Below are 26,566 nucleotides of genomic sequence, written 5' to 3' on the forward strand. Positions count from 1 at the left end.
ATAGATCATATTTTGAGAAGATTCATTCTCTTGCAAGGAAGCGAGTGAAGGTCTATTCCGGAAACATGGAATTAGACGGTACCGTTCAGTGTGTTACTGACGAGGGTGCATTGATCGTTGAGACCGAGATGGGAGATCAGGAGATCCTTTCTGCTGAGAAGATTGACATCCTGGAGTGAGTTTTTCGTTTGTACATCCAAGCCCCGGTAGCTCAGAAGGATAGAGCAGCGGTTTCCTAAACCGTTGGTCGGAGGTTCGAATCCTCTCCGGGGTACCAGTTTTTAACAATAGATTATTTCACCGCATTAAGCAGACATCATAGAGAAAAAAACTGAATGAAAAAATAAGAGAATCTCAATCTAGTGACTTAACTTGTTCATCTGCTACTTGGATATTGAATTTTCCTTGTTGATTATTGGATTTTGGGCTACTTCTTCTTCAACTTATACATTGTCCTGATCAGGAATGAGGGATCATCTTTCATCATGCCGAGTAATTCTATACTTCCGGGTGTATCGATTTCAAGAAATCCTCGTGCGACAATGACACGTACTTTTTCTGATGGTGAGTCCATATACTCTTTAAGAATGGATATACTTCTATCTGTACCGATCGTACCCAGTGCAGACAGCACACTTCGTGTATATCTCTCATCATGAATAACCTTAAGAAGCGTATCGATCATGGTTGAATCTTTCAATTCACCGATGAGAGCAATAGTATTGCGAACGGTCACACTATCTTCCAGAGAATGAAGTGCTTTCGGCAGATAATCTTGGAATATATTAGACTCTTTTGTATAATTCATGATAGCCCGGTATTCGAGTGAACCTTTGGTGTCGAGTTTGTTTTCAAAAATATATTCTGATGCTTCTTCATCTCTTTTCAGCAGAATATCGGCAGCAAGAGAAACTCGTTTGGCAGCACTTCCTACTCCCCATTCAGAAGCAATTGAAAAAATTTCCTTGATGGATGCTAGAGAATCGACTGTCGCCACTTCTTTTTCCTGCGCTTCTTCCATTGGTTCAACATCTGGAATAACTATACTTGTATCTTTCCCAACACCATATGTGCCGAACATCCATTGAGAATCATTCTTATATCGCTCATGATATTCTGAAGAATCAGCATATATCGGGTAGCTGTCTGTTCCTCCTGTATCAAGAAAGATGCCAATGCTGCCGGTATTGCGTGCGGAATTTGCATAACCGTAATTGCTTGTGACATTTCTCTCGTAGCGATCATTACCAGAAACATCAAGGAAGAGTGCAACCGAATTTGTCAATCCTAATCCGTTACCCCCTTCAACAGAATATATGTCATTACCCTTTCTATCAATAAGAAATCCAACTGCATAATCGTGCGCTGCACCTTGCCCCGGACCATGTTTAGAATAGTAATGATCCTCTCCTTCCTCATCATACAAAAACCCTCCGGCAAGATGGATACCGCTGCCCTGGGGATAGTACACAGCAGTGTAAAAATCATTACCTGCTTTATCTATGATGATCCCAAGCGAATACCAATAGGCAACCGCCTGGCTATACACTGCGCCCTGGTAGGCATCATTTCCAGTTTTGTCATAAATGACACCGATCCCTCCTCCCATATAAGGACGTATCCCGAATCCAAATCCTTGCGAAAGTGCTCTATGATCGAAAGGTGCAAGCGGTGCATGTAAATATTTCCCGCCTGCATAATACATATCACTACCATCTGTATCTATGAGGAATCCAGCTGCGAGAGGTCCGGCGAATCCCTCACCAAGTTCTGTCGTAGAATAGGAATCATTTCCATTCGTGTCGATAAGCATATTCAAGCCGAATATTGCTGCTGCGATGCTGTTCAATCCTCCTGCATACATGTCATTACCCTGTCTATCATAACAGAGCTGGTATCCTAAAAATGAACTCAGCGTATAATCATCTCCAACATACAAATCATTGCCGGCACAGTCATACGAAATACCCAAGCCTGCAAAAACGCGAAATAGATTTCCTATCTCATTACTTCTATATGTGTCATCTCCTTGAAGGTCGAGTATAACATAAAATGGATTTTCCCAGCCTGTTTTTATGGGTGCAGTGTACACATCATTACCTCCCGGATCGACGATAAAGGAATACTGCTCATCATAAATATCATTATAGTACGTTCCAATGCACATCTTACCAAAGGAAGAGTTCTTGGCGAGTTTTTGTGTATTGTTAAAGAACAGATCATTAATATGACTTTCAAGAACATCAAAACCTTCCTGGAAAACCTGCGCTGCTTGCATCAAATTTCCGAAATTAATTTTTTTGATGATCGGTATCACATCCTCTTCGATATCGAGACTATCAAACGTGGTAATCATGTTGCTCGCATAGAACTCGTCATACCGAAGCGAATCTTCCTCTTCCTGCCACAGTGAATATGAAAGATAGGTAAGAATATCTTTTTCATCATCAGAAATTTTATGCCACGCTTGCTGATATAAGTGCTCGGTAATTTCCCACACGTACTCAATATATGCGAAAACATCCTGCTCTCTCTGCACATTCTTATCGAAATAATCCTCAAAAATGGCATCATCAAATGCAGTTAACCATCCTGCCTGAAAGAGAATTTCAGCATAGGTACTGATCATTTCTTCGGGATCATGACGGTCACAAAGTATTTCTGTACTATCTACAAATTTTGGAAATTCTAAGGGATTATTCAGAATATCAACGACGATCGGCAGTTTAAATTTTGTGTCTCCTGCCCAGTCTTTTAAAAATTTTAAAGATTGCAGCGACATATCATTATCTTCGAGAAGATTTTTTACAAGATCAATTTCCTGGTCCTGCAAGACCTCAGCATTGAGACAAAATGTTAGACTTATAACATAGAGTAAGATGACTATTCTCTTCATATCTATCCTTGTGTGCTCTTTTTTATGTATATTCATCTCATAACACCCATTCATTGATAACTTTCGCGAATCCGCTGCTCTGGTTCGATGCCGTTACTTTGAACCTTTTTCTGAGTTCTTCAGGAGCATTTTCCACAACATAGCTGTGCGCAGTCCATTCGAGGAGATCGAGATCATTGTAATCATTCCCAATGCCTATTGTATATTCCCGTGCAATATTGAGATGGTTGCAGAGCCACTCCGCTGCATGTCCTTTTGATACATTTTGAGGAAATATTTCAATCCACAGTGATTGATGGTCGATCGGTGAAGTCGTGCGAATTACCTTCAGACATGAGAGTGTATTCTTTATGATCTCAAATCGCTCAACCTGGTCAGGAATAATTGCCAGCACCTGAGATGCATTTTCTATGTCATGCTGATGAGATGGCAGCGGTTTTCCACAATCTGCATAGAATGAAAATCTTTTATCGAAATCATGATTATCTTTACCGAATTTCTGGTAATGGAATTTATGATTTTCAGGTACGGGTTTATGGATCATATAATCAATATTATGTTCATCGAGAACAGCACGAACGAGATTGATCTCATTTTTTGATAAAGTGTATGAACACAAAATCTGCTTTGTTGTCCAATCGATGATGCCTACCCCACACGAGAAGATAATATAGTCAAAATGGGGAAAATCAACTTCAATGATTCTGGCAAGAGAATACAATGATCGCCCTGTTGCCAGAACTCGAACGATCTTCCTTTTTCCCAGTTCATTAAGAACTGAAAGATTATCTGCGCTGATGATACGATCATGTCCCAGCAATGTACCGTCGAGATCGGTAAATATAATTTTACAATCTTTCATATAATCACATACTCGTCAGAGATTTTGATAAAATTGAACCGGATAATATCTTTGTAAATAAATTTGACCAAATACGTGCTTGTTCAGAAATTGGGCGAAGCATCGAAAAGGATTGAAAAATGGATGTCGAACATATTCGCAAGATCGATAAATGGCTGGGTATTCCCATGTGCGCTTTTTTATCATTTTTGTATTGGGTACGCACGATCTTCAAGCCATCGCTGAAAAAACCCGTAAACCCAAAGAATATACTATTTGTTGAACTTTCGGAGATGGGTTCTGCAATTCTTGCCTATTCAACACTACAAAAGACGAAAGTCCTCTTTCCTGATTCGACTATCCATTTTCTCATTTTTGAAGAGAATAAGGAAAGTGTTTATATCACAGAATCGATCCCGAAAGAAAATGTTTTAACAATCGATTGCTCAAGTTTCTCCCGCTTTGTGTTTTCTACCCTTTCTGTTTTGAGAACATTGCACAAGATACCTATCGATACCTATATTGATATGGAGCTTTTCTCAAGAGCAACCAGCATCATTTCCTATCTTTCGGGAGCGCATAATAGGGTTGGATTTTATAAATTCCACATGGAGGGTCTATACAGGGGAACCTTCCTTACCCATCGAGTTACGTATAATCCGCACCAGCATATTTCGTACAATTTTTTCAATCTCCTTTTTTCTTTAATCGCTCCTTTCGATGAGTATCCCAAATTAAAAAAGGATTTTTCTGATGTTCCAAAAGTACCGCATATTGAATCTACTGATGAACAACTGCGTGCAATTTTTTCGAAATTGCAATCAGAGAATCCTGACATCAAACCTGATTCAAAACTGGTTGTTTTTAATCCAAATGCAGGCATCCTGCCGATACGTGCCTGGCCACTTGAAAAATACTGCGAACTTGCAAGGCGACTAGCTGAAATCAAATCTGTATTCATCGTTATCATGGGTGTTAATGATGCATCAAAGGACGCTGAAGTGATAAAAAAAGTTTCACCGAGCAGGATCATCGACCTGACGAATAAAACAACGCTTCGAGAGATAATCGACCTATTCAATGTCTCTGATGTGCTCGTGACGAATGACTCCGGTCCAGCACATTTTGCAAGCTTAACACCTATCACGAATATTGTTTTCTTCGGACCCGAAACACCGAAACTTTACGGACCACTCGGGCAAAACTGCCATACACTCTATTCAAATTTTGGATGCAGTCCCTGTGTAAGCGCATTCAATCACAGAAAAACAACATGCAAAGATAATCAGTGCGTGAAAGTTATCTCTGTTGATACAGTTTACGACCTTGTTGTTAAGAACCTATAGATGCATATCTCTTCTTTTTTAAACTCCTGATTACAACTCAATGAAAGGAATTCTTTCATGACCTCCACCGGAATGGATCTGACACAGGGTAATCTTCTCAAGAATCTTGTTAAGCTCTCGCTGCCTATCATGTTGTCCAATTTCTTTATGACCTTTTACAATCTTACTGACGCATTCTGGCTTGGAAAACTTGGCGAAACTGCTCGTCATGCTGTCTCGGTAGCTGGTCTTGCATTCCCACTCATATTTTTCCTTTCATCTTTCGGTTTCGGTTTTGTGATCGCCGGCACCTCTCTCATTGCTCAATATAAAGGCGCCGGGAAGATGGAGAAGATGAAAGAAGTGGTCGGTCAGTTCGTTTTGATCATCGTTGTTTTTTCAATTTTCTTTGTTGTTGTGGGATTGCTTTTTATTAATGATATACTCAAATTGCTTCAAACACCCGACGAGATATTCGATCTCGCAAAGCAGTTCATAACGATCATTCTCATGGGCATGATATTCATGTTCATCTTCCTTTCCTATCAAAGTTTTTCACATGGATTGGGTGACACAATCTCGCCTATGAAGATACAGCTTATATCGGTGGGACTCAACGTCATACTCGATCCCCTCATGATATTCGGCATTGGTTTTTTCCCGAGAATGGAAACACTTGGTGCTGCCTGGGCAACACTTATATCACGCATCGTAGCTGCGATCATAGCTGTTATATTCCTTTTCCGAAAAACGCCTTATATATTACCAGGACTGAAAGAGATCAAACCTGAAAAAAATATGATGAAGCGAATATTGAGGATCAGTATTCCCGCTTCACTTGCACAATCCATGACAAGTTTTGGATTTATTTTGCTCCAGGGATTCGTTAATTCTTTCGGAACGGTCGTGATGTCTGCTTATGCCATTAATAATCGTCTCATCAGTCTCTTTATGATGCCATCGATGGGGATCAGCAACGGGTTGGCTTCGATTGTCGGTCAGAATATTGGTGCACAAAAGTATCGAAGGGCAGAACAGAGTGTCTCGGTTGCATTCAAACTTGTGATCTCAATTATGTTTGCGGGTTCATTACTGCTTTTCTTTTTCGGCGGTTCTATCACAAAATTCTTTATTAATGACCCTGCCGTTATTGCAGTCGGTGTTCGGATGTTCAAGGTCACGCCGATCGCATCCTGCATTTTTGGAGTACTTTTTGTGTTCATCGGAGCATTTAATGGTTCGGGACATACAAAACCGGTTATGCTCCTTAATGTCGGCCGATTGTGGTTCGTAAGAATTCCGCTGGTTTACATTCTTTCTGGTTCAATCCTTCATCTTGCATTTCTGAAAGGGAGTTTTTTGTATCCCTTGTTGTATAAATTATCACTCCCTCTTTCAACCTATCCATATGAATCTCTCTGGTGGTCGATGGTTGCCAGCAATATGATAACAAGTATAATTGCATATATGATTTACAAACGCGGAACATGGAAAAGATCCCAAATAAAGACATAGGCTGATTTCTAATTTATTGACATAAACAACATATAATTATTTTTTCAAAGACAAATTATAATGATTACCAAAAATCATAAAAGTTGAAATAAGCCAAGGATAAAAGATGCCAAAATTACCCCTAAAGATCCTCTATGTTGAAGATGAAACTCTCGTACTTTTTTCAGTCACAGAGATATTACGCCGAAGGGTCGATGAAGTTATTCCTGCGATAAATGGTGAAGAGGGATTTGAGTTGTTTCAAAAACATGTGCCTGACGTCATTATTACAGATATAAACATGCCGAAAATGAGTGGCCTTGATATGGCACGCAAGATCAAACTATTAAAACCCGATATTCATGTATTCTTGCTTTCTGCTTATGCTCAACCGGATTACTTGCTCGATGCAATCGATATTGGGGTGAAAGGTTTCTTAAAAAAACCACTCGATAAAGAGAAACTATTCTCAATTCTTCAGGAAATCTCAGAACCTGCAATTTTAAAAAAACGCATTCAAAAAGAGGCAACAGGCAGGGAACTTGCCGAATCCGCTCTCCATGAAAGCGAAACGAGATATCAAACAATTTTCAACAATCTCAATGATGCCATATTTGTTAATGAAATCGATGAAAATAATATTCCCGGAAGAACCATAGAAGTTAATGATATTGGATCGATGTATTTGGGTTATTCCAAAGATGAACTTCTTAATATGAACCTTTGGGACCTCATGACCGATGATGCTAAAAAACATTTTATGCCAGTACTTAACGATCTTATCAAAAATAAACATCTCACGTTTGAGTTTGAATTATCCACAAAGGATAATGATGTCATTCCTGTCGAGATCAGTGCTCATATTTTTGAAAGAAATTCTAGGTGCTATGTGATATCAATTATTCGCGATATTACAGAACGACACGAAGCAGCAAAAGGGCAGCAACTCCACAGCTATGTGTTAAAAAATTTACACGACAATGTCATAATAACCGACCTTAAAGGTAATATAACATACATAAACGATGCAGTACTGAACCTTCTTGGTTATTCCAAAGATCAAATAATTGGAAAGCATTTAACTGCCCTTGGAGAAGGTATTGAAGATAGCGTCTCCCAGAATGAGATCGTTGAGCGTACCTTGAAGGATGGACAGTGGCAAGGTGTTGTCACAAATTTCACATCCAAAGGTGAAAAGGTCTACTTTGATTCACATACATGGGTCATGAAAGATAAAGATGAAAAACCCTTAGCCCTTGTAGGCATATCTCATGATATTACAAATGAGAGATTGAAGGAAAAAGAGCTTCTAGAAAGTGAAAAAAAGTTCCGAACCCTGGCTGAAAATATTCCGGGAACAGTTTACATCTATGAGATGTGCAAGGATGGTAAATCCCGAATTATGCATTATGTCGGTCCTGGTTTTCGTGAAATGATAGGAGAAGATTTTGCAAAGGATATCAATTACGATATAAATCTCTTTTTTGATCATGTCCATCCTGATGACTTTGATAAGCTTCAGGAGGCTGCTGAAGAAGCTCTGAAAAATAATGCTCCTTTGAGTTTTGAATACAGAATGAAATCTAAAAAGGGGCATATCATTTGGGTTCGATCAATATGTAGAGGATCAATCCTTGAAAACGGGAATACGCTCTGGCAGGGAGTTCTTGTAAATGTCAGCGACAGAAAGTTGGATGAAGAGAAAATCAGAAAAAGTGAAGAACATTATCGGGATCTTTTTGAGAATTCCCGGAATATTCTCTGGATATCCGATCTTGATGGACGGCTTACAAATATCAATTGGCAATTTAAAGAAATTCTTGGTTATGAGAAAAAACACCTTCTAGGAAAAAGCATTCACGATATCGTTCAGGATAAGGACAAAGAAAAATCAAAACAGAATTATGAAAGTGTCGCTGAAGGTGAATCTGTTGAATACGAAGTACTCGTCAAAACATACTGTGGAAAAGAAAAAAGTATCTGGGTTAGTCTTCGTCCATTATATGAAAACGATAAACTTGTGGCTGTACAGGGCTTTGGAAATGACATAACTGTAAGAAAAGCAGTGGTACAGCAACTTCGCGAAAGTGAAAATAAATATCGTTCCCTTTATAACAGTATTAATGATATGATCATGCTTCATGGCATAAATGATGATGGAACGTTAACCAATTTTATAGAAGTGAATGACGAGACTGCGAATAAGCTTGGATATTCAAAAGAAGAGCTTCTCAAGCTAACACCCGATCGTATTAGAATCCCTCCCGATCTGAACTATTCCAAAAGAAAGAAGAATGAACTACTTGAAAATCATTCAATATTGTTTGAGACGATCCTCAAATGTAAAGATGGTTATACATTCCCTGTTGAAATCCACTCACGGATCGTTTACTTCGATGATAAGAAACTCGTTTTAGCAATAGCACGAGATATATCAGATCGTAAAGAAGCAGAATTTCAAATCCGGGCAAAAGAGGAATTCAGCACAGCTCTTTTTGAATATAACCCGGTCGAGACAATCGTTGTGGACAAGCAGGGTAAGATCGTGCGATATAATAATTCAATTGAATTGCATAGAAACCGAGTTCCAAAAATAGGTGATATCATGTATAAAGATTTCGCCTCGAAGCACAAGATAGACATGTTCGATGTGATGATGAGTTGTATACAAAATAATAAAATGAAGGTCATTCCTGATACAGTATACAGGGAAGGGAAAGCGGGAGAAAAACACCTTCACATCACGATCGCACCATTTCCAGAAGGAGCAATCATAACTTCCAGAGATATTACACGTCAGGTAGATGCCGAAGAACAGCTCAAGAGGGAAGTTGAACAGAAAGAACTTCTTATAAAAGAGATCAATCATCGTGTAAAAAATAATTTTGCCCTTGTCTCAAGCCTTCTTGCAATACAGCAGCAAAATATCGAGGATGAAAAAGTTCGCGATATTTTTGAGGAAGCACAAAACAGGATTCAGTCCATCGCGCTGGTACATAAGCAATTATACAGTTCTGAAAATCTGGCGGATATTGATTTTTCAACATACATAAAAACTCTTATTAGACAGCTGATGGGAGGTTTTAATCATCAGTCGGGAAATATTTCGGTTGATGTTGATATTAAAGACGTGAAACTCGACATCGCAAAGGCCATTCCTTGCGGACTTATTGTGAACGAGCTTATCACAAATGCATTCAAGCATGGTTTTAAAAAGGACATTAATGGCACTATTACGGTGAAAATGGATAAAAAAGGAAAAGCTGAAATTGAACTTATTGTTGCAAATGATGGTGTACCTTTTCCAGATAATGTCGATTTCAGGAATACTCAGACTCTTGGACTGCAGCTTGTGACCAGTCTTGTGCAACAGATCGATGGCACGATCCAACTCGAAAAAGCAAACGGTACAAAATTTACCATATCCTTTCAAAATTAATTTACAATATATATTCGGATCCTGGTTTATTGCATAAAAAATATGCTTATTTGATTTTGCTCTTCAGGTAGTCCAATAATCCAAAAAATCTGTTAATTTTTCAGGAGTATATATGAATGATAAACAAGAATTTATAAAAAGAGAAACTGTCGGATCGCCTTCGACTAAAAATGTCAGAACCATGCGTGACCGCTATCTTTCAGAACCGATGTCGGTCGATGTCGAGTATATGAAATATTATACACAAGCTCATAGAGAATCTGACGGCATGAATTCTATCGAAAGACGCGCACACTGTCATGCTTTTGCAATGGAAAACCTCACTCCCATGATTCGCGATGGAGAACTATTTGCAGGTAATAAAACACGTTTTGTTCGCGGTGCAATCCCTTATGCAAATTATGCAACAAATTATATCCTGCGTACGCTGAACAAGGAAGAGCAGGAAGCCCAGGCAAAGCATACTGAGATCGGAACCGGTGGTGGCATTAAACATTCTCACAGGATTGCCTCAGAGGGTAAGCATGAGGTTTTTGGGAAAAAGTTCATCATTTCTCATGAAGACAAGATAACCCTTCGCGAGATCGCTGAATACTGGTCAGGAAAATGTATGCAGGATGTTGCAGATCGTTTTTGGAAACCGGATTATGATAAAGCAAAATATATAGAGGACGGATGGAAGATCGGTCTGTATACTGCACCCCACGATCCCGCACCCGAAGGTCGGTATGTGCTGGATTTCGAAACTGCTCTTGCTGAAGGATTTAACGCTATTATTAAAAAAGCAAATAAACTCCTTAAAGAGACCGAGATCACGGATTATGAATCTGCTCAAAAAGCATACTTCTGGCGTGCAGGAATGAGAGCACTTAAAGGAACAATTACCTGGGCTCACAACTATGCGAAAGAAGCACGTCGTCTCGCGAAATCAGAAAAGAATGAACAACGAAAAAAAGAATTACTCGAAATAGCAGAAATGTGTGAATATGTACCAGCACATAGTCCCCGTACTTTCAAAGAAGCGATGCAGGCGTACTGGTTGATCTATCTTGCGGGACATATAGAAGGTGCGCACCTCGGGTATTCGCCAGGACGATTCGACAGATACATGTATCCTTACTATAAAAGAGATATAGAAAAGGGATTAACCACAGATGAAGAAGTGCTCGAACTCCTCGAAGCCCTCCGCGTTAAAATGACTGAGATCGAATATATGGCATCCTTCTCGTGGGAAGGACTCGGTTCAGGTAATCTTTACCAGAATATGATACTCGGCGGACTGGATGAAGAGGGGCATCGTTGTGATAACGAACTCTCCATCCTCGTGCTTCAATCAGCAATTAATTGCCAGACCACACAGCCGACACTTTCCATCTGGTACGATCCATCACTTTCCGACAAATTTCTCCTGAAAGCTATCGAGTGTGTTAAAACAGGTGTGGGATTCCCAGCATTCTTCAATCTGAAGATATATATTCAGCATGAGCTTCAAAAGAGTAAACTTCCTGTTTCTCTAATTCGTAAATACGCTGCAATGGGAGGTTGTACAGAGCCCACCATGGAAGGTATGAGCTACGGTGTAGTACAAGCAGGTTTCATCAATCATGCAAAACTCTTTGAACTTGCAATGCTCGGAGGGAAAGACACACAGACAGACATCACGATTGAAAAATCAGATGTCCCACAGACATATAATGAATTAGTAACTTCTTATAAATTCCATCTGAGAAATGCCATCAAGAACTGGCAGCGTTACTGGAACTACGTGATGGCGGCGCACCGTGATACCTGCAATCTTATCTATTCGGGAATGCTGGTTCGGGACTGTCTGAGTAGAGGAAAATCCCTCGACGATAAGGGCGCGATCGTAAATGGAAGCCCAACCACGCTGAGTTCCGGTATGGTCAATGTCGCAAACAGCCTTGCATCAGTAAAAAAGCTTGTTCGGGACGACAAAAAACTCTCTATGGATGAACTGAGAACGGTTCTTTCTGAAAATTGGGAAGGGAAGAAAACGCTTCATAAAGCTGCGGTGGATGCACCAAAATGGGGAAATAACGATGATTATGTCGATGTTATATATGAAGAGCTTTTTGATACGTATTGTGGTTATGTTTCCGAGCAGTTAAATTACCTTGGTGAACCCTACGATCCTTCCATGCTCGCGATCAGCACTCACGCACCTTTTGGGAGAGTATGCGGTGCTACTCCAGACGGAAGACATGCTGGAGAAACCCTTGCAGATGGAGTTACTTCACCATTTTATGGAACAGACACAAACGGTCCGCTTGCTGTGCTTCATTCCGCAGGTAAGATCGATCATACAAAGATCCGCGGTGGATTACACAATATGAAATTCCTTCCTTCCACACTCAAAGGTGTGCAGGGTTCGAGGAAACTACTCTCTTTGATAAAAACATATTTCGACACGCTTGGTTTCCAGCTTCAGTTCAATGTGGTGGACAGTAAGATGCTGCGTGATGCTCAGGAAAATCCGGAACAGTACCGCGATCTTATCGTACGTGTGGCAGGCTTCAGTGCATTCTTTGTGGAGCTTGGAACGAGCATACAGAACGAGATCATCGCCAGAACAGAACAGAATTTCTAAGATGCCGGACAGCAATCCTTCAGCATTCATCTTTGATATTGAAGATTTTGCCACTCAGGATGGTCCGGGTATTCGAACCGTTCTCTTCTTCAAGGGATGCTCACTCCGATGCAGATGGTGTTCGAACCCGGAAAGCCAGAACAACTTCCCCGAAATCCTCTACAGTACCGAGTTATGCCAAAAATGCGGCACCTGTATCGAAACCTGTCCTTACGATGCGGTTAGCTTCGATGATCATAACAACCTGATCTTTAAAAGAGAATTCTGCCTGGTCTGCAAAGATAAACCATGTGTTGATGCTTGTAATTATAACGCTATTCGTATTGCAGGTAAACGGTGGAAGGTCGATGAGCTTTTTAATAAGGTGATCGTCAATGCCCAGTATTTTGCCAACTCCGGTGGAGGGATCACTCTTTCTGGCGGCGAACCGTTACTTCAACCGGAATTTGTGAAAGCATTCCTGAAGAAATGTACGGAACTTGGATTTTCTGTCGGCCTGGAGACCTGCGGATATTTCCAATGGGACAAGGTGAAGGAATTTATATCTGACTTTGACTTTATCTACTTTGATATCAAGTGCCTGAACGATGAACTCAGCAGAAAGTACACAGGAAAGAGTAATGCAAAAATTCTTGAGAACCTGGAGAAACTTGCAAAGTCAATCGATACTTCAAAGATGATTATCTCTGTCGCACTTATTCCGGATATTACTGCAACCGAAGAAAATATTTCTGCCTTGATCCAATTATGCAACACTCTGGGCATCACATCGGTTCGTCTGCTTCCGTACCACACCTTAGGCAAGGGCAAATATGCCGAACTGGGCAGAGAATATCTGTTGAAGGATGGGTTGAAGATCACTGATGAGGAAGTGGGTAAAATCCAAAATAAAATTGTGCACGCAAATATTACGTGTATCATTGAGGGATTTTAACTACATAAGTATTTAATTTTATATAAAGAGGGCTGAAAACAATCAGCCCTTACATTTTGAGTGAGTTTTATTATTAAATTATTCCTAAAACACATCAAAGGTATAGGAAACTTTTAGAAAATAGGTATCTTTTTTTCTACTATATGTTTTCATCTGGTTAACTTCAGTTTCATCATCCAATGAAGTAATTCCTGCATACACTGAGATATTTGCATAAGGATTATATACAAATAGTGGGTAAAAATTTAGTGTGGTTTCTACTTCATCTTCTGTGTATAATTTTGAATGACAATATTGCAATATACCGCGAATCCAGAATTGCTTATTGAACTGGTACTTTAAAGTCAGTTGGTGTACCTGCGCAGAAAAGATGTTATGTAACTCTTCATATTCTGAACTGATATCCAGATCGATCTTATCGGTGGGACGGATATTGAGAAATACTTCATATTTTCTGTATTGCTCGATACGAGGATCATCCGCATCAAACCACATATACTCACCAAATTCGAAATCGGTATCGATCACAAAGAGGTCAGAAGGATAGGTCTGGAATGAGATCCACGGGGTGTACATGTGATTATCTTTTCCTGCGAAGTGAACCATCTGAAAATTGACACCTGTCCACACCTCGAACCTGCTTCTAAAAATACCTCCAGTATAGAATTTCAAGAAGTGCTCCTTGATGTAACTGAAATCCAGATCGTATTTGATATTGGCATCATAGCCAAACTCGAGTAATCGAACATACTGCTGGTCATCTTTGGCATTTTTGTGCCACTCTCCATGACTGAACATGTACTGCTTATTATTCTCAGGAATATAACCCAGATCAGCTTTGAAGTTCTTAGAAATCGCTTCGATACCAAGATTTGCAAAGAAGTGCTCATCATCATACCACACCTCGCCCTGGTAGCCATACCCCTTGAACCAGTCTTTCTGCAGATTCTGATCCAGAGAACCGACAAGCTGGTACTGTCCTCTTAGGTTGCCGAACAATGTGAACCGACCATCGATATCTCCAACAATATTATAGAAATCTTTGAATTTCCTCATTGCAAGAGCACCACGCGTGTAGGTATTTCCACTTTTTGATTTATTCTCAAAGGAGGTAAACCCGAATAGTGCATTTCCTGTGCCGTCATATCCATTGATAAATCGCGCACCTTCTGTGTTTTCATCAACCGCGCCGAGTCCAAACATCCTATTCTTACCGAAAGCACCTGAGAATTTTGCACCGAAGATCGGGTCAACGATCTTTCTGGTATGATAGATCGTAATAGGCGTTCTGAACGGATTCGTACTCTCAATAAAGAAGGGTCGTTTTTCAGGATAATAGATCGGAAACCGCGTATTGACATCGATCTCCATGGCATCAGCCTCGATGGTGCTGAAATCAGGATTTATCGTCATGGTCGCTGTCAGCCATGAATTTGGTTCATAGAAGATATTCAGTTCAGGTTCATATTTTCGAGAAATGTTGTGCGTTCCAGCTTTCTTGTTATGATCATCAGTATAACTCATCAAAAATGATGGGATCAGCTTCAAATTTTGATTGGTAGGAAGTTCATCAAAAATAAGAATGCCATAGTTATCATAGAAATTAGTTCCGTTTCTGTTTACCTGGGTGGCACTGATCTCTTCTTTACGCTCTTCTATGTGACGTTTCATGAAGAAACCCCATTGCACATTCTTCCCGCTTTTATATTTGATATTCTTGAGCGGGATCTTCATCTCGATGGTGTAACCATCATCTGTTAGCGCTCCGAAGGAATCATAATGAATGTTTATCGAGGTGTCGATGTCATTGATCACGATACCATCTGCCTGCTCACCATAAGCATTTGATCCAAAGTAATATGCTTTTGCATTTGAGTAGAACGTATCGACAAACAAGAATATCCTGTCAGTGTAATATATCTTATCCCGAATGCAGTGGAACAATCGTATCTTTTCCGGATCATCGTAAAAACAGTGCACTGCGCAGTAGAGATAGTCATCATCATATGCAAGATAGCCGACCGTTCTTTCCGATGGCTCAGAATTATCACCCGGAGAAATTTGATAGAATGTTTCAACAACCGCTGCACCATCCCATTCACCAGTATCGATCATGCCGTCAATTACAGGTGATGGATTCAGTTTTGGAACATGCAATGTTAACTTCGCTTGAAGCCCAAGCGGTAACAATACGATTATAAGTAGTAAATAGATAACCTTTTTCATAGGCGCTCCCCTTTGTTATTACTGTGAGAAAAGGTTATATTTCTCAAATCACGAATCTCATCCTGAGAAAGCAATTCTTTTGTCAAGATAAGAAATTTCGGTGTGAGAAATCTTCTCTGGTTGTTATCAATATTTAGATAATCATACATCCAGAAGGAAGTAATGTCTTTATTTAATGAGATGTCATTATACTGAGCTTGGTCAGTCCATATCTGTATCATATGATCTCTCAAGGTACTCCCGACTGCCCGGACTGTTTGTGGGTAAAGGTCAACCGCTTCTTTGCCGGAATAGTAATCGAACATCTCGTGTTTCGAATTATAAGATCTCACAAAACAGTTCCCGATTTTCTCATCTGCATAGGCAAAATAACGAGATATAAACTGGATATTTCTGAGATACCTACCCGTCTCCTGAATTATCTCCGGAACGTAACACAGAACCGGTACTTCGGGCAGCATCAGATAATACTGGTTCCATGACAATCCTTTAAACTTTTCAAATTCATTAACGGACACGCTAATTTTTATACCCTTCCATTCATTTCTGAAATTATCATTGAGTACAACATCTTCAATCGAATAGCCCTCTTTTATAATAGATCGCATCTGCATTTTGTGCGGATAGGAGTTGATCCCACCGATCCATGGATTCCACCAGGATTTCGGTCCGGGGGCAGGAAAATCAGAATCTATCCATTCCTGATCTTTATACACCAACGAATGAACCGTTGGTGCATACTCCTCGGCTGCTTTAATCGAAATCAATTCGTTTGAGCAGGACCATATCTTGTGATCTTCCTCAACGCTTTTGAAGGTTTTTATCTCACCTTTGCCAGTTGGAAATACAACCCGTTTGATCACCTTATTTGGGGTTTTTCCTTGAATCTTAGCTTGAAGGATATCGTATTCAAGTGCATTATCAATGGTAAGCCAAACCGGATGAGTTTCTTTTTTTGATGAATATTCAACCTCTGATGTTTCAAACGATCCATATTTTGCAGAATATTCAACCGGAATATTATAGGGTTTTTCACGATATTCTGTTAGGTTTACATAGAATTGCTGATCGATAAAGGGGTTTCCATCATTTACAATAACTTCCAGATAATCAGTGAGATATTTCTGCTCTACTCTTTTGTCGAGGATGAATGCTCTGAATTCATTCCATTCTTTAAACGTACCAAGCATCAATCTGAACTTTTTCGTATCCTTGGATGAGCGAGAAGGAATGATACCAAGATCGGAATCGAATAGAAGTTCTTCTGAAAAGGTCATTTTGAAATCATCTGGCCAGCTTAAACCCATTGTATCTGCAGTGCCATAGTTGAAGATCCAATTTTCGTCATACTTTGCAGCTTCGTAAAGCTCTCCCCAGTTCTGCGTATCATGATCGATGTATATGAACTTTCCTTTATACGGGATCACGGTATTTTGAAACCGTACAAACATTGCATTACTCAAACAGATTTCCTGTGGTGTGTCGACTGCAGAAGCATTCTGAACAGTTGCCCACTTCTCAAGAATCCCATTTGAATATAGTGTGAAATGAAGAATCAAAGTAAGTGTTACTGGTTTCTCAACTTCATACAATAGATGCATTTGTGCAGCATTTTGTTTCATATTGAAATCGACCTTTGAAGCTTTTTTCTGGTGCAGCTCAGAGGTGTATGGCTTCCCTATCTTTGGAGGAAACATAAACTGCCATGTATGCGCACTTGAGGTTACATCAAAGAAGCTTACCTCATTGAAGAATTCAATTTGATCAACTTGGACCTGATATCTTCCATTGATAAGTGCGATATGCCGTTCATTCTTTCCGTAGCCTATTCCATTTGTGGTCTGGAAAATTTCATTGATTGAATCAGAATAAGAAAATGTATCACCATTCTGGAAGGACGCCTTAATAGTTATCTTTTCATGAAGAACACCTGCACGAAGGAGTCTCATCGGAACAGCAATTGTATTTTGTTCTTCAGATTCAAGTTCAATTTCTATATGATGGTTCTGCCATTGAATAAGGTCAGAATCATTTAGTTCCCATGAGAATAAAACCTTCTCGTTATAGTTATTCTTCATATTGAAGTGCAACAATTCATCATGATGAGTTGAATAGATCTTATTTTCCCCTACAACCTTGATCGTAAGAGGAAACTGGGGATCTATGCCGACTTTGAAATCTTGTGATTTACTATTGATGCTGATATCAGCACAAACAGCTGGATAGGTTCTCCATTTACTCTGTTTCTCCTTTGGTTCATTCACATAAAAGGTTGCAATGAATATCTCCTCGTCGTGCACTCTCGATTCCCCGTGATAATCAAATACAATATTTCGATCATCATAACCATTGATTTTTACGTCGAGTGGTTGTTCAGAAAAATTCCTTATCTTATACATTACTTCGTAAGACTTTCCGAACACTTGTTTCAGCTGATCCGTTTCTGCAATGATCTCGAAATCTTTTGTACGTATTTTCTCTATTCCTCTGCTATGTCTGCAAAATTCAACTTCAAGCTCATTTTCATCATTTTTCCAGTGATATCGATAACACTCAAAGCCGTTATGCTTCTTTCCATCAGGTTCAATTGCGATCTTTCGTTGTGAATCTTCATACCAATCTAAATCAGCGATATAGTCTTTCAATAATTCACTTGTAAGTACAGTTGGAATAAAATTCATGCAGTGCGTACAGTCGTCTCTATCTACCCAGAAGAATCCAGTTTTTTTATAGAGAGGTACAGCTTTTGTATTTCCCGTCCATGTATATAGATCGACACGAGGATAGCCAAGCTCAATTGTTTTTTCCACCGCTTTCAGCACGAGCTTCTTTCCTATCTTCTTTCCATGATATTCAGGAATCACATTGATCAGATCAATATACAATGCTCCTTCATCTTCTCGATATTCAGAAAGTTTGCAATAACCAATTACCTCTTCATCTATCATTGCCAGCCATAGTGCCAGACAATCCGATTGCGCTTCTTCTTGTCGAACAGACTCTTCAGAGATCGCAAGGTTATACCCACCCCAGCAATCTCCGCTTTTGTTCCACATATCAGCTATTGCAACTGCGTATATTTCATTATATTCTATTATTTTTAAACTCTGCAATTTATCAATCATTAAAACTCCAAAATGTATGTCGCTTATCCTTTTTTGATATGTCCTTTCTTAAAGCTGGACACCTTATTCGATCCCTTTTTTGAAGATCGACCTTTCTTTGACTGTTTTAGATTTTGCTTTACCTGCTTCTCTTTGAGGAAATCCTTCATCCGCTTATTCATACAGTACCTCCTTTCGAATGTAATCCATATCAATGATCCTGTCAGCGATCGTATCAATAAGGAATCTGTCGTGAGTGGCGAAGATTACAGTGCCAGTATATTCCTGCAGTGCCCTTTCCAGGGCTTCACGGGCTGCAATCTCCAGGTGGTTTGTGGGTTCATCGAGTACAAGCACATTAGATTCTGAAACGATCAGCTTTGCTAATGCCACTTTACTTCGCTCGCCGATGCTCAATGTCTTGATAGGTTGATTGATCAGTTTTTCGGGAATATTCAAACATCCTAAAACCGTTCTCGCAAAGGTCTGAATGGTATTATCTCCTTTTATCACCTCTTGCAGTACAGAATTAGCAAAATTCAGATTTTCATAATCCTGGGAGTAGTACCCGATCTTCGCTTGCGGTGACCATGTAACCGTTCCATCGTATCCATTGATGTGGTTTGTAAGAATTTTCAGCAACGTTGATTTTCCGCTTCCGTTATTACCTATGATTGCCAACCGTTCACCTGTATGTACATGCAATTCCAGATTATGAAATACTGTTTTTGACGAGAATGTTTTGGTAACCTTGTTACACTGCAAAACAAATCTGCTCTTGACCTCTGAATTATCAAATTGAAAGTGCCGCTTCTTCTCGATGAATGGCTTTTCTGATTCTGCTTTCTCGATCTCACGCTGAGTTCGACGTTCAAGATTCTTTGCCTGCACCATTGCATTCTTTGCGAAATTCACCAGGTCTTCATAAACAGGCGCATATCCTTCCGTTCCTGTTTGGGGTTGGTGGGAAATTGCCCATTTTTTTCTTTTGTTTGCAGCTTCTTTCAGCTTTTTGATCTTCTTGTTCTGCTCTTCATAAATATGGATCTTGCGCTTCTGTTCGAGTTCTTTTTCCTCTTTATAAAAAGAATAATTTCCGGAATATTTCGTTATTCCTCCGCTGGTAAGTTCCAGGATAGTATTCACACAAGCATCAAGGATAAATCTGTCGTGGCTGATCAAAATATACGGTATATCCAGATCATGAAGGAATTTCTCAAGCCATCTCAGCGCTTGTATATCCAGATGATTTGTCGGTTCATCCAGTAAGAGCAGGTCTGGATCAGAGAGAAGAATCCTGCATAGTGCAAGACGAGTCTGTTCTCCGCCGCTCAAAGTTTTTACCTGACGAGATAGCATCTCATTATCAAAGCCGAATCTCGTAATGATCTTCTCCAGTTTTATCTCAAAGTCATAACCGTGGTGAGTCTCAAATTCAGAGAATAACCGACTCACTTCATCAGGTGTTTTGTTATCAATATAATCTATCTTATATTTTATTTCACCTAACCGGGGAATACTATTCCACAGAAATTGCATTCCGGAAGTTTTGTCCGGCAGATCGAGTTCCTGCGGAAGATATCCGATTGAGAGTTCCGACATATGATGCACAGAACCCTCAATCGGCTGTATGTTTTTTTGTATGATATCCAACAACGTTGATTTACCGCATCCGTTCTTACCTATCAATCCGATCCTGTCGTGTTCATGCACAGCGAAAGTCACATCCTTAAATATGTAATCTGGTTGAGAATCATATCGAAAAGAAACATTATCGCATCTGCATATTTGCATAGAATCTCCTTTCATTATGCAATGAGTAGTTCGGATTCGCGTTCTTCCACGAACTGGTTCGAATACAATCGGTAGTAATATCCTTTCTTCTTTATCAGTTCATAATGGGTACCCTGTTCGGTTATCTTTCCTTTTTGAATGACCAGAATCCTGTCTGCATTTCTGATCGTGGAAAGACGGTGAGCTATAATGAAACTTGTTCGATCTTCCAGTACCTTATGGATTGCATCCTGGATTTTCTGCTCTGTTTCCGTATCAACTGAGGATGTTGCTTCATCGAGTACAAATATTTTTGGATCGGTGAGAATTGCACGTGCAAAAGAAATGAGCTGTTTTTCACCTGTTGAAAGCAGGCTGCCGCTTTCACCAACTTCAGAATCATATCCATCTGTGAGATGAGTAATGAATTCATGAGCATTCACGAGTTTTGCGGCTCCGATGATCTCATCCTCAGTAGCATCGAGTCTTCCGTATGCAATATTATCTCTGATCGACCCGCTGAAGAGATGTGGTGTTTGTAACACATATCCAAGATTCGAATGCAACCAGAGAAGTGAACGTTCCTTGTAATCAACTCCATCGATCAATACCTCACCTTTCGTCGGCTCATAGAACCTGCATGCAAGATTCACGATCGTGCTTTTGCCTGAACCGGTTTCTCCAACCAACGCAATGGTCTCTCCGCTTTTCACTTTGAGATTGAAATCATCGAGTACATACTCTCCGTCTTTATAACCAAATGAGACATCCTTGAACTCGATATTTCCTTCTATGCATGGCCAGTTCTCGCGTTTGCATTTAGTAATATCACCAAAGGTTTCGATAACTTCAGATGAATCTTGTATATCCGGTTTTTCATCGATCATCGAGAAAATACGTTCGGCAGATGCCTGTGCATTTTGCAGTTCAGCGAACACGCGTGACAGCTCCCGTAAGGGTTCAAAAAATTGAACAGTATAAGAAATGAATGCTACAAGGGTTCCGTATGAGATCGTTCCGAGAAGCACGCCATTTCCACCACGCCAGAGCACAAGGCCTGTTCCAATGCTTCCGAGTGTGAGCACCACTGGCAGATAGAGTGATGAGAATATCGCAGCTCGTACCGATGAGCGATTCATCTTCGTCGTGAGCTCCTGGAATTCCAGAAGGTTTTCTTCTTCGCGAACAAGGGTCTTTGTCGTCTTTGCACCTGAAATACCTTCGCTGAAAGCTCCAGTAATCTGAGAATTTATCTTCCTGACCTTTCTGTAGGCTTTGAGGATCTTCTTCTGGAAATAGAGACTTATCAACACAAGTACAGGAACAACAGTTAGTGTGATGAGCGCTAGTTTCCAATGCATGAAAAGCATCACAAAAACGATGCCGATCATGAGGGAGATACCCCACACCATATCAACCAAACCCCATGAAATGAATTCACCCAACCGCGTGCTGTCCGATGTCATTCGAGTCATTATCCAACCCACAGGAGTTTTATCATAATAATTGAATGACAACTCCTGCAAATGCTGAAAGCCCTTCCTGCGGATATCGTAGGATATACCCATCTCGATCTTGCCAGCAATCGCTATGAAGAAGTAGATGTTCAAGCTCTGCAACACGATAAATGCGAAATAGACAATGCCAAAACCGACGATCCCGTTTGTGTTCTGTGGAACAACAAAATGATCGATAGCATACTTGCTCATCAAGGGCAGAATGACATCCACTCCTGCGAGTGAGAGCATAAAAGCGGCAAGAACAATCATTCTTTTTTTATATGGTTTTATAAACTGATATAATTTCTTCCAAAGTGAGAAATCAAATCGTTTTGTATATTCTTTTTCTTTAAATACACTCATTGTTCATCCTAAATTTTCAATGAATAGGTTATCATATTATGCTGTTTCCAGAGATGTTTCTTCTTTTTCGATACCTATCTGCATAGTACCATTTTTCATTTCAGATTCCAGCTCCTCTTCCAGTGAGTTCTGGATCATCCAAATACGTCTGTACAATCCGTCCTGTCCAAGCAGCTCTTCGTGTGAACCGATCTGAACAAGTTCTCCATGCTCGAGCACGAGAATGATATCAGCTTCTGAAAGGGTATTCAGTCTATGCGATATGATGAATGTCGTTGCTTTCTGTGCCCGTTTATGAAGCTGGGCTCGTATCGCTGCATCTGTCTCTGTATCGACGGCGCTCAGGGAATCATCAAAGATAAGGATCGGCGTGTTCATGATCAGTGTGCGAGCCATTGCTACACGTTGTTTCTGACCACCGGACAATGTTACACCCCGTTCGCCAACTGCTGTTTCATACCCCTTTTGGAAATCCAATATAACATCGTGTACGGAAGCGATCTGTGCAGCTTCGAAGACATCATCCTCTTCGCAGTCACATCTGCTCATACCGATATTTTCTTTCAGTGTTCGTGAAAACAAGAACGGTTCCTGAAGTACGATCCCGACATTTTTTCTGATCGCATGCTTGTCGAGGTCTTTTAATTCTTTGCCATCGATTTTTATTGAACCGCTTGTGTAGTCGTACAATCGCGGGAGAAGGTGAACAAGCGATGATTTACCTGATCCTGTAGGACCAAGAAGTGCAACGGTCTGTCCCTGTTCTACTGAGAATGAGATGTTCTTCAATACAGGATTACCCGGCTCGTACTCGAAACACACATTATTGAATTCGATCTTTCCTTGAACTTGGAGTTTCTGATCCTCTTCAAATTCTTCAATAGGTTCATCGAGAATCTCGTGAATACGACCAACTGAAACCATTGTCTTTCCCATATCGGTGAGTACTCGTCCCATCTGCCTGATAGGCCAGAGCATCATTCCAACAAATGTTGAGAAGGCGAGAAGTGTGCCCAGTGTTATCACTCCGGTCGCAGCCCAGTATGTACCAAGAATAAGCACAGCTGCAATCTGGATGAGGGAAAAGAAGTCAGAGATCGACCAGTAACACGCAAGAAGCCAGATAAGTCTGTATGTAAGATCGCGATATTCGGTATTTTTCTCATCGAATTTATCGATCTCAAATGCCTGCCGTGCAAACGCACGAACCACTCGGACACCACTCAGGTTTTCCTGCAGTACTGTTGACATCCTACCTTCAGACTCATCCGATAGCTGGAATGCTTTCTTCACTTTCATAAAGAAAACCACTGCAAATCCAAAGATGAAAGGCACGAGTGCCATAGAAACAAGCGTCATCGGAACACTCATTGGAATCATGAAAGAGAGTGCGAAGGCAATCATGAACAACGCACGACCAACTTCAACGAGTTGTATCGCAAGAAACCGTCGAATGGTCTCCACATCTGATGTACATCGCTGTATGAGATCACCTGTCTTAGCTTTCACATGATAATCATAGGGTAAAAGCTGAAGATGATCATACACACGATCTCTGACTCCTTGTGCAATGGACTCCGATGCCACAGCAGACCACTTTCCTTTAAAATAGAGAAACACACCTCGAACCAGCGTGATGCCGATAAGTATCGCACTACATATCCAGAGCTTTGAAACAAGACCGCTGCGTCCTCCAAAGAACGAGTACGCTCCAGAAAATAAAGGCTTCAGCCAACCTTGTGCTTCAAGCGCTTTTTCCCCTATGATCGAGTCGACGGTGATGCGCAACACCATGGGCCAGAGGAATGACAGAAACGTTGCCACGCCAATTGCTGTAATTGAGATGATATAAAGAGCTCTATTGCCCTTCATAAATTGCCATAAATAGTATAATTTATTCATAAAGACCTGCTTGCGCATTATTGATTAATATATTTTTTGCTTTCGAGATAGTTCCGCGGATCTTGTTTTTGTTGGTATAAACGAAAAAAGCCACGGATTTGCTCGTCCGTGGCTTACATTTTTAAAATGTTATATTATATGAACCTCGGACGGGCGGTTTGGGAAACGACTGAAAAGCACACTATTTGATTTTTAGACAGACCGGTTGTGTCATTTGGCATAAGTCCGATCAAACTGATCATGCTATTAACCTCCATCCGAATTATTTTTTTATTTGAACCAAAACTGGCAAACGGATGATGAGAGTGTCAAGAAAATATAAAAAATGCTGTGAGTTACCAAATAATTTTTAAGCAATCTTGACGGTATTGTTTTGAAATTTTATAAAAAAACAGTTTTATAGAAAATTTCTTTCAGGAGTTTTCATGAAAAGAATATTCACTTTTAGTTTTTGGAATATGTCATTCATTCTTTTGTTCCTCAGCTCTTCACTCGCTTTTGCAGAAATCCCTAACAAAGCCCTCATCGGTTACTGGCATAACTGGCAATATCCAAATCCCACGCCGCTTCTACTGGATGAAATCCCATTAGCATACGATGTGATCGATGTTGCCTTTGCCACGCCCGATGTTCCGCTCGGAACGAATATGCAGTTTACGCCTGACCCTGGTATGTATCCCGATCCTCAGGGTTTTATCGATGATGTCCTCTATCTTCAATCGCTTGGAAAAGCAGTGCTCATATCGATTGGCGGTGCAACAGCCCCTATCCATTTTGATAACAGTACTGATGTGCTGGAATTTATTTCATCGATGTCATCCATAATAGACACGTATGGTTTTGACGGTATGGATATCGACCTCGAAGGAGGTTCTCTTTTCCTTGATGCAGGAGATAATGATTATCGTTATCCGACAACGCCCAATATTGTATTTCTTATTGAAGCGGTACAGGGATTGCTCGATCTTTATTCCGATGATTTTATACTTACAATGGCACCCGAGACTGCGTATGTTCAGGGTGCTTACTTCACTTATGCCGGTGTATACGGTTGGTACTTGCCGCTTTTGCATGCTGTGCGAGATGTTCTCTCAATGATATATGTGCAGCACTACAATACCGGATCAATGTACGGTTCTGACGGAAATATCTACTATCCACCGACTGCTGATTTTCATGTTGCGATTGCGGATATGCTGCTGGGTGGTTTTATCGTTGATTTCTATGGACAGCATATTCCTTTTGATCCCCTCCTTCCAGAGCAAGTTGCTATTGGTTTGCCTGCCTGCCCGGATGCTTCAAGCAGCGGATATACGTCACCGGATGTTGTGCATGAAGCGCTGAATTATATTGTTCTAGGAGAATCCTTTGGAGGACTATATCAGCTCACCAATCCCGATGGTTATCCGAATTTCCGAGGTCTGATGACCTGGTCTATCAACTGGGATGTGTATTCATCCTGTTCGTTCTCCGATGCGCATAGAGCCTATCTGGACAGTCTTGTGCCTTATGCTACCGATGGAGTTTTTCAAGAAGAACCATTCTCATTTACACTTTCGCCCAATCCGGTGCGTGATAATATCTCAATCAATTTCACACTAGCAAACATGGATAAGGTGGATATCTCAGTGTATAATTGTAAGGGACAATTAGTCAAATCTCATACAGAGAATATCCCTGATCCGGGAGAGCACTCGATCATTATTCCTGCAAAAGACCTTTCGAATGGAATTTATTTCCTGAAAGTCCAAACTGATCACCATCAAAAATTCTCAAAACTTATTGTTGCGAAACAAAAATAATAACATATAATATTGACCTGAGCTTTAAAAAATATATATAAATAATCAATAATTTTATCACCGATGAAAAACTTGACACCAGTCCTTACGCACAGGACTTATGTGTCAATTCAAAAAGGAGTTGAAAATGCCGAAAGTAAGAACCTTTGCAGCTAAATTAGCTCATGCAAGTGCCGGTAAGAGAAAAGTCGTCTGCCCAGTATGTAATACCGAAATGACTACCATAAAAGTTATCCGAAATAGACATAATGAAGATGGTAAATGGTCTCCTAAAAGAGAAGTTGTTCAAATATGCAAATGTAATGAGAAGGAGATCTTAGGATAAGATTGTTATTTTCATAATTGCATTTGGTTTTTTAC

At 40.2% G+C, this 26,566-nt stretch carries 16 protein-coding genes and 1 tRNA gene; 9 read left to right on the forward strand and 8 right to left on the reverse strand.

Going from position 1 to position 26,566, the window contains the following annotated elements:
* Window positions 1-20: 20 nt before the first annotated feature.
* Both JW794_08115 and JW794_08120 read left to right on the forward strand, forming a co-directional pair.
* Window positions 21-179, forward strand: a complete 159-nt coding sequence (locus tag JW794_08115) for a hypothetical protein (GenBank protein MBN2018074.1) — start codon at window positions 21-23, stop codon at window positions 177-179.
* A gap of 21 nt (window positions 180-200) precedes the next feature.
* Window positions 201-277, forward strand: a tRNA-Arg gene (locus JW794_08120).
* Window positions 278-427: 150 nt separating this feature from the next.
* On the opposite strand, the gene JW794_08125 is transcribed toward JW794_08120, so the two are convergent.
* Window positions 428-2,896 (reverse strand): HEAT repeat domain-containing protein, encoded by a 2,469-nt coding sequence (locus JW794_08125; protein MBN2018075.1) that lies wholly within the window; start codon window positions 2,894-2,896, stop codon window positions 428-430.
* A gap of 37 nt (window positions 2,897-2,933) precedes the next feature.
* The gene (locus JW794_08130) at window positions 2,934-3,758 is read right to left on the reverse strand and encodes an HAD family phosphatase (protein MBN2018076.1); all 825 of its coding nucleotides are present in this window, start codon (window positions 3,756-3,758) and stop codon (window positions 2,934-2,936) included.
* Window positions 3,759-3,877: 119 nt separating this feature from the next.
* Between JW794_08130 and JW794_08135 the strand changes: the two genes are divergently transcribed.
* The 5 genes from JW794_08135 to JW794_08155 all read left to right on the forward strand — a co-directional run bounded on the left by JW794_08135 (window position 3,878) and on the right by JW794_08155 (window position 13,537).
* Window positions 3,878-5,083 (forward strand): glycosyltransferase family 9 protein, encoded by a 1,206-nt coding sequence (locus tag JW794_08135; GenBank protein ID MBN2018077.1) that lies wholly within the window; start codon window positions 3,878-3,880, stop codon window positions 5,081-5,083.
* A 57-nt stretch (window positions 5,084-5,140) separates the two neighbouring features.
* A complete protein-coding gene (locus JW794_08140) occupies window positions 5,141-6,577 on the forward strand; it encodes an MATE family efflux transporter (GenBank protein ID MBN2018078.1) in 1,437 nt (478 codons plus the stop codon).
* A gap of 106 nt (window positions 6,578-6,683) precedes the next feature.
* A complete protein-coding gene (locus JW794_08145; GenBank protein ID MBN2018079.1) occupies window positions 6,684-9,995 on the forward strand; it encodes a PAS domain S-box protein in 3,312 nt (1,103 codons plus the stop codon).
* Window positions 9,996-10,107: 112 nt separating this feature from the next.
* Window positions 10,108-12,603, forward strand: a complete 2,496-nt coding sequence (locus JW794_08150; protein MBN2018080.1) for a formate acetyltransferase — start codon at window positions 10,108-10,110, stop codon at window positions 12,601-12,603.
* Window positions 12,551-13,537 carry a glycyl-radical enzyme activating protein gene (locus JW794_08155; protein MBN2018081.1) on the forward strand — a complete coding sequence of 329 codons (987 nt, stop codon included), beginning with the start codon at window positions 12,551-12,553 and terminating at the stop codon, window positions 13,535-13,537. The genes JW794_08150 and JW794_08155 overlap by 53 nt, the downstream gene beginning before the upstream one ends.
* Before the next feature lie 84 nt (window positions 13,538-13,621).
* On the opposite strand, the gene JW794_08160 is transcribed toward JW794_08155, so the two are convergent.
* Genes JW794_08160 through JW794_08185 form a run of 6 tightly spaced genes read right to left on the reverse strand, consistent with a single transcriptional unit; the run spans window position 13,622 to window position 24,404 of the window.
* The gene (locus JW794_08160; protein MBN2018082.1) at window positions 13,622-15,763 is read right to left on the reverse strand and encodes a carbohydrate binding family 9 domain-containing protein; all 2,142 of its coding nucleotides are present in this window, start codon (window positions 15,761-15,763) and stop codon (window positions 13,622-13,624) included.
* Window positions 15,760-18,888 carry a GNAT family N-acetyltransferase gene (locus JW794_08165; protein ID MBN2018083.1) on the reverse strand — a complete coding sequence of 1,043 codons (3,129 nt, stop codon included), beginning with the start codon at window positions 18,886-18,888 and terminating at the stop codon, window positions 15,760-15,762. Before JW794_08165 ends, JW794_08160 begins: the two co-directional genes overlap by 4 nt.
* A gap of 23 nt (window positions 18,889-18,911) precedes the next feature.
* The gene (locus JW794_08170; protein ID MBN2018084.1) at window positions 18,912-19,049 is read right to left on the reverse strand and encodes a hypothetical protein; all 138 of its coding nucleotides are present in this window, start codon (window positions 19,047-19,049) and stop codon (window positions 18,912-18,914) included.
* A complete protein-coding gene (abc-f, locus tag JW794_08175; GenBank protein ID MBN2018085.1) occupies window positions 19,042-20,661 on the reverse strand; it encodes an ABC-F type ribosomal protection protein in 1,620 nt (539 codons plus the stop codon). Before abc-f ends, JW794_08170 begins: the two co-directional genes overlap by 8 nt.
* 14 nt (window positions 20,662-20,675) lie before the next feature.
* The gene (locus JW794_08180; protein MBN2018086.1) at window positions 20,676-22,502 is read right to left on the reverse strand and encodes an ABC transporter ATP-binding protein; all 1,827 of its coding nucleotides are present in this window, start codon (window positions 22,500-22,502) and stop codon (window positions 20,676-20,678) included.
* A gap of 36 nt (window positions 22,503-22,538) precedes the next feature.
* Window positions 22,539-24,404, reverse strand: coding sequence for an ABC transporter ATP-binding protein (locus JW794_08185; protein MBN2018087.1), 1,866 nt, complete (start codon window positions 24,402-24,404; stop codon window positions 22,539-22,541).
* A 425-nt stretch (window positions 24,405-24,829) separates the two neighbouring features.
* On the opposite strand from JW794_08185, the gene JW794_08190 reads away from it, so the two are divergent.
* Together JW794_08190 and JW794_08195 are read left to right on the forward strand one after the other, a co-directional pair.
* The gene (locus tag JW794_08190) at window positions 24,830-26,206 is read left to right on the forward strand and encodes a T9SS type A sorting domain-containing protein (GenBank protein MBN2018088.1); all 1,377 of its coding nucleotides are present in this window, start codon (window positions 24,830-24,832) and stop codon (window positions 26,204-26,206) included.
* A gap of 127 nt (window positions 26,207-26,333) precedes the next feature.
* Window positions 26,334-26,531 carry a hypothetical protein gene (locus JW794_08195; GenBank protein ID MBN2018089.1) on the forward strand — a complete coding sequence of 66 codons (198 nt, stop codon included), beginning with the start codon at window positions 26,334-26,336 and terminating at the stop codon, window positions 26,529-26,531.
* Window positions 26,532-26,566: the final 35 nt, after the last annotated feature.

This window comes from Candidatus Cloacimonadota bacterium (genome assembly GCA_016932035.1).
Taxonomy (GTDB): Bacteria; Cloacimonadota; Cloacimonadia; order JGIOTU-2; family JGIOTU-2; genus Celaenobacter.

Bases quoted from the DNA above. Each gene is read 5' to 3' on its own strand.
- JW794_08125 (MBN2018075.1), bottom strand. From the start codon at position 2,896: ATGAAGAGAATAGTCATCTTACTCTATGTTATAAGTCTAACATTTTGT.
- JW794_08130 (MBN2018076.1), bottom strand. From the start codon at position 3,758: ATGAAAGATTGTAAAATTATATTTACCGATCTCGACGGTACATTGCTG.
- JW794_08135 (MBN2018077.1), top strand. From the start codon at position 3,878: ATGGATGTCGAACATATTCGCAAGATCGATAAATGGCTGGGTATTCCC.
- JW794_08140 (MBN2018078.1), top strand. From the start codon at position 5,141: ATGACCTCCACCGGAATGGATCTGACACAGGGTAATCTTCTCAAGAAT.
- JW794_08145 (MBN2018079.1), top strand. From the start codon at position 6,684: ATGCCAAAATTACCCCTAAAGATCCTCTATGTTGAAGATGAAACTCTC.
- JW794_08150 (MBN2018080.1), top strand. From the start codon at position 10,108: ATGAATGATAAACAAGAATTTATAAAAAGAGAAACTGTCGGATCGCCT.
- JW794_08160 (MBN2018082.1), bottom strand. From the start codon at position 15,763: ATGAAAAAGGTTATCTATTTACTACTTATAATCGTATTGTTACCGCTT.
- JW794_08165 (MBN2018083.1), bottom strand. From the start codon at position 18,888: ATGATTGATAAATTGCAGAGTTTAAAAATAATAGAATATAATGAAATA.
- JW794_08170 (MBN2018084.1), bottom strand. From the start codon at position 19,049: ATGAATAAGCGGATGAAGGATTTCCTCAAAGAGAAGCAGGTAAAGCAA.
- abc-f (MBN2018085.1), bottom strand. From the start codon at position 20,661: ATGCAAATATGCAGATGCGATAATGTTTCTTTTCGATATGATTCTCAA.
- JW794_08180 (MBN2018086.1), bottom strand. From the start codon at position 22,502: ATGAGTGTATTTAAAGAAAAAGAATATACAAAACGATTTGATTTCTCA.
- JW794_08185 (MBN2018087.1), bottom strand. From the start codon at position 24,404: ATGAATAAATTATACTATTTATGGCAATTTATGAAGGGCAATAGAGCT.
- JW794_08190 (MBN2018088.1), top strand. From the start codon at position 24,830: ATGAAAAGAATATTCACTTTTAGTTTTTGGAATATGTCATTCATTCTT.
- JW794_08195 (MBN2018089.1), top strand. From the start codon at position 26,334: ATGCCGAAAGTAAGAACCTTTGCAGCTAAATTAGCTCATGCAAGTGCC.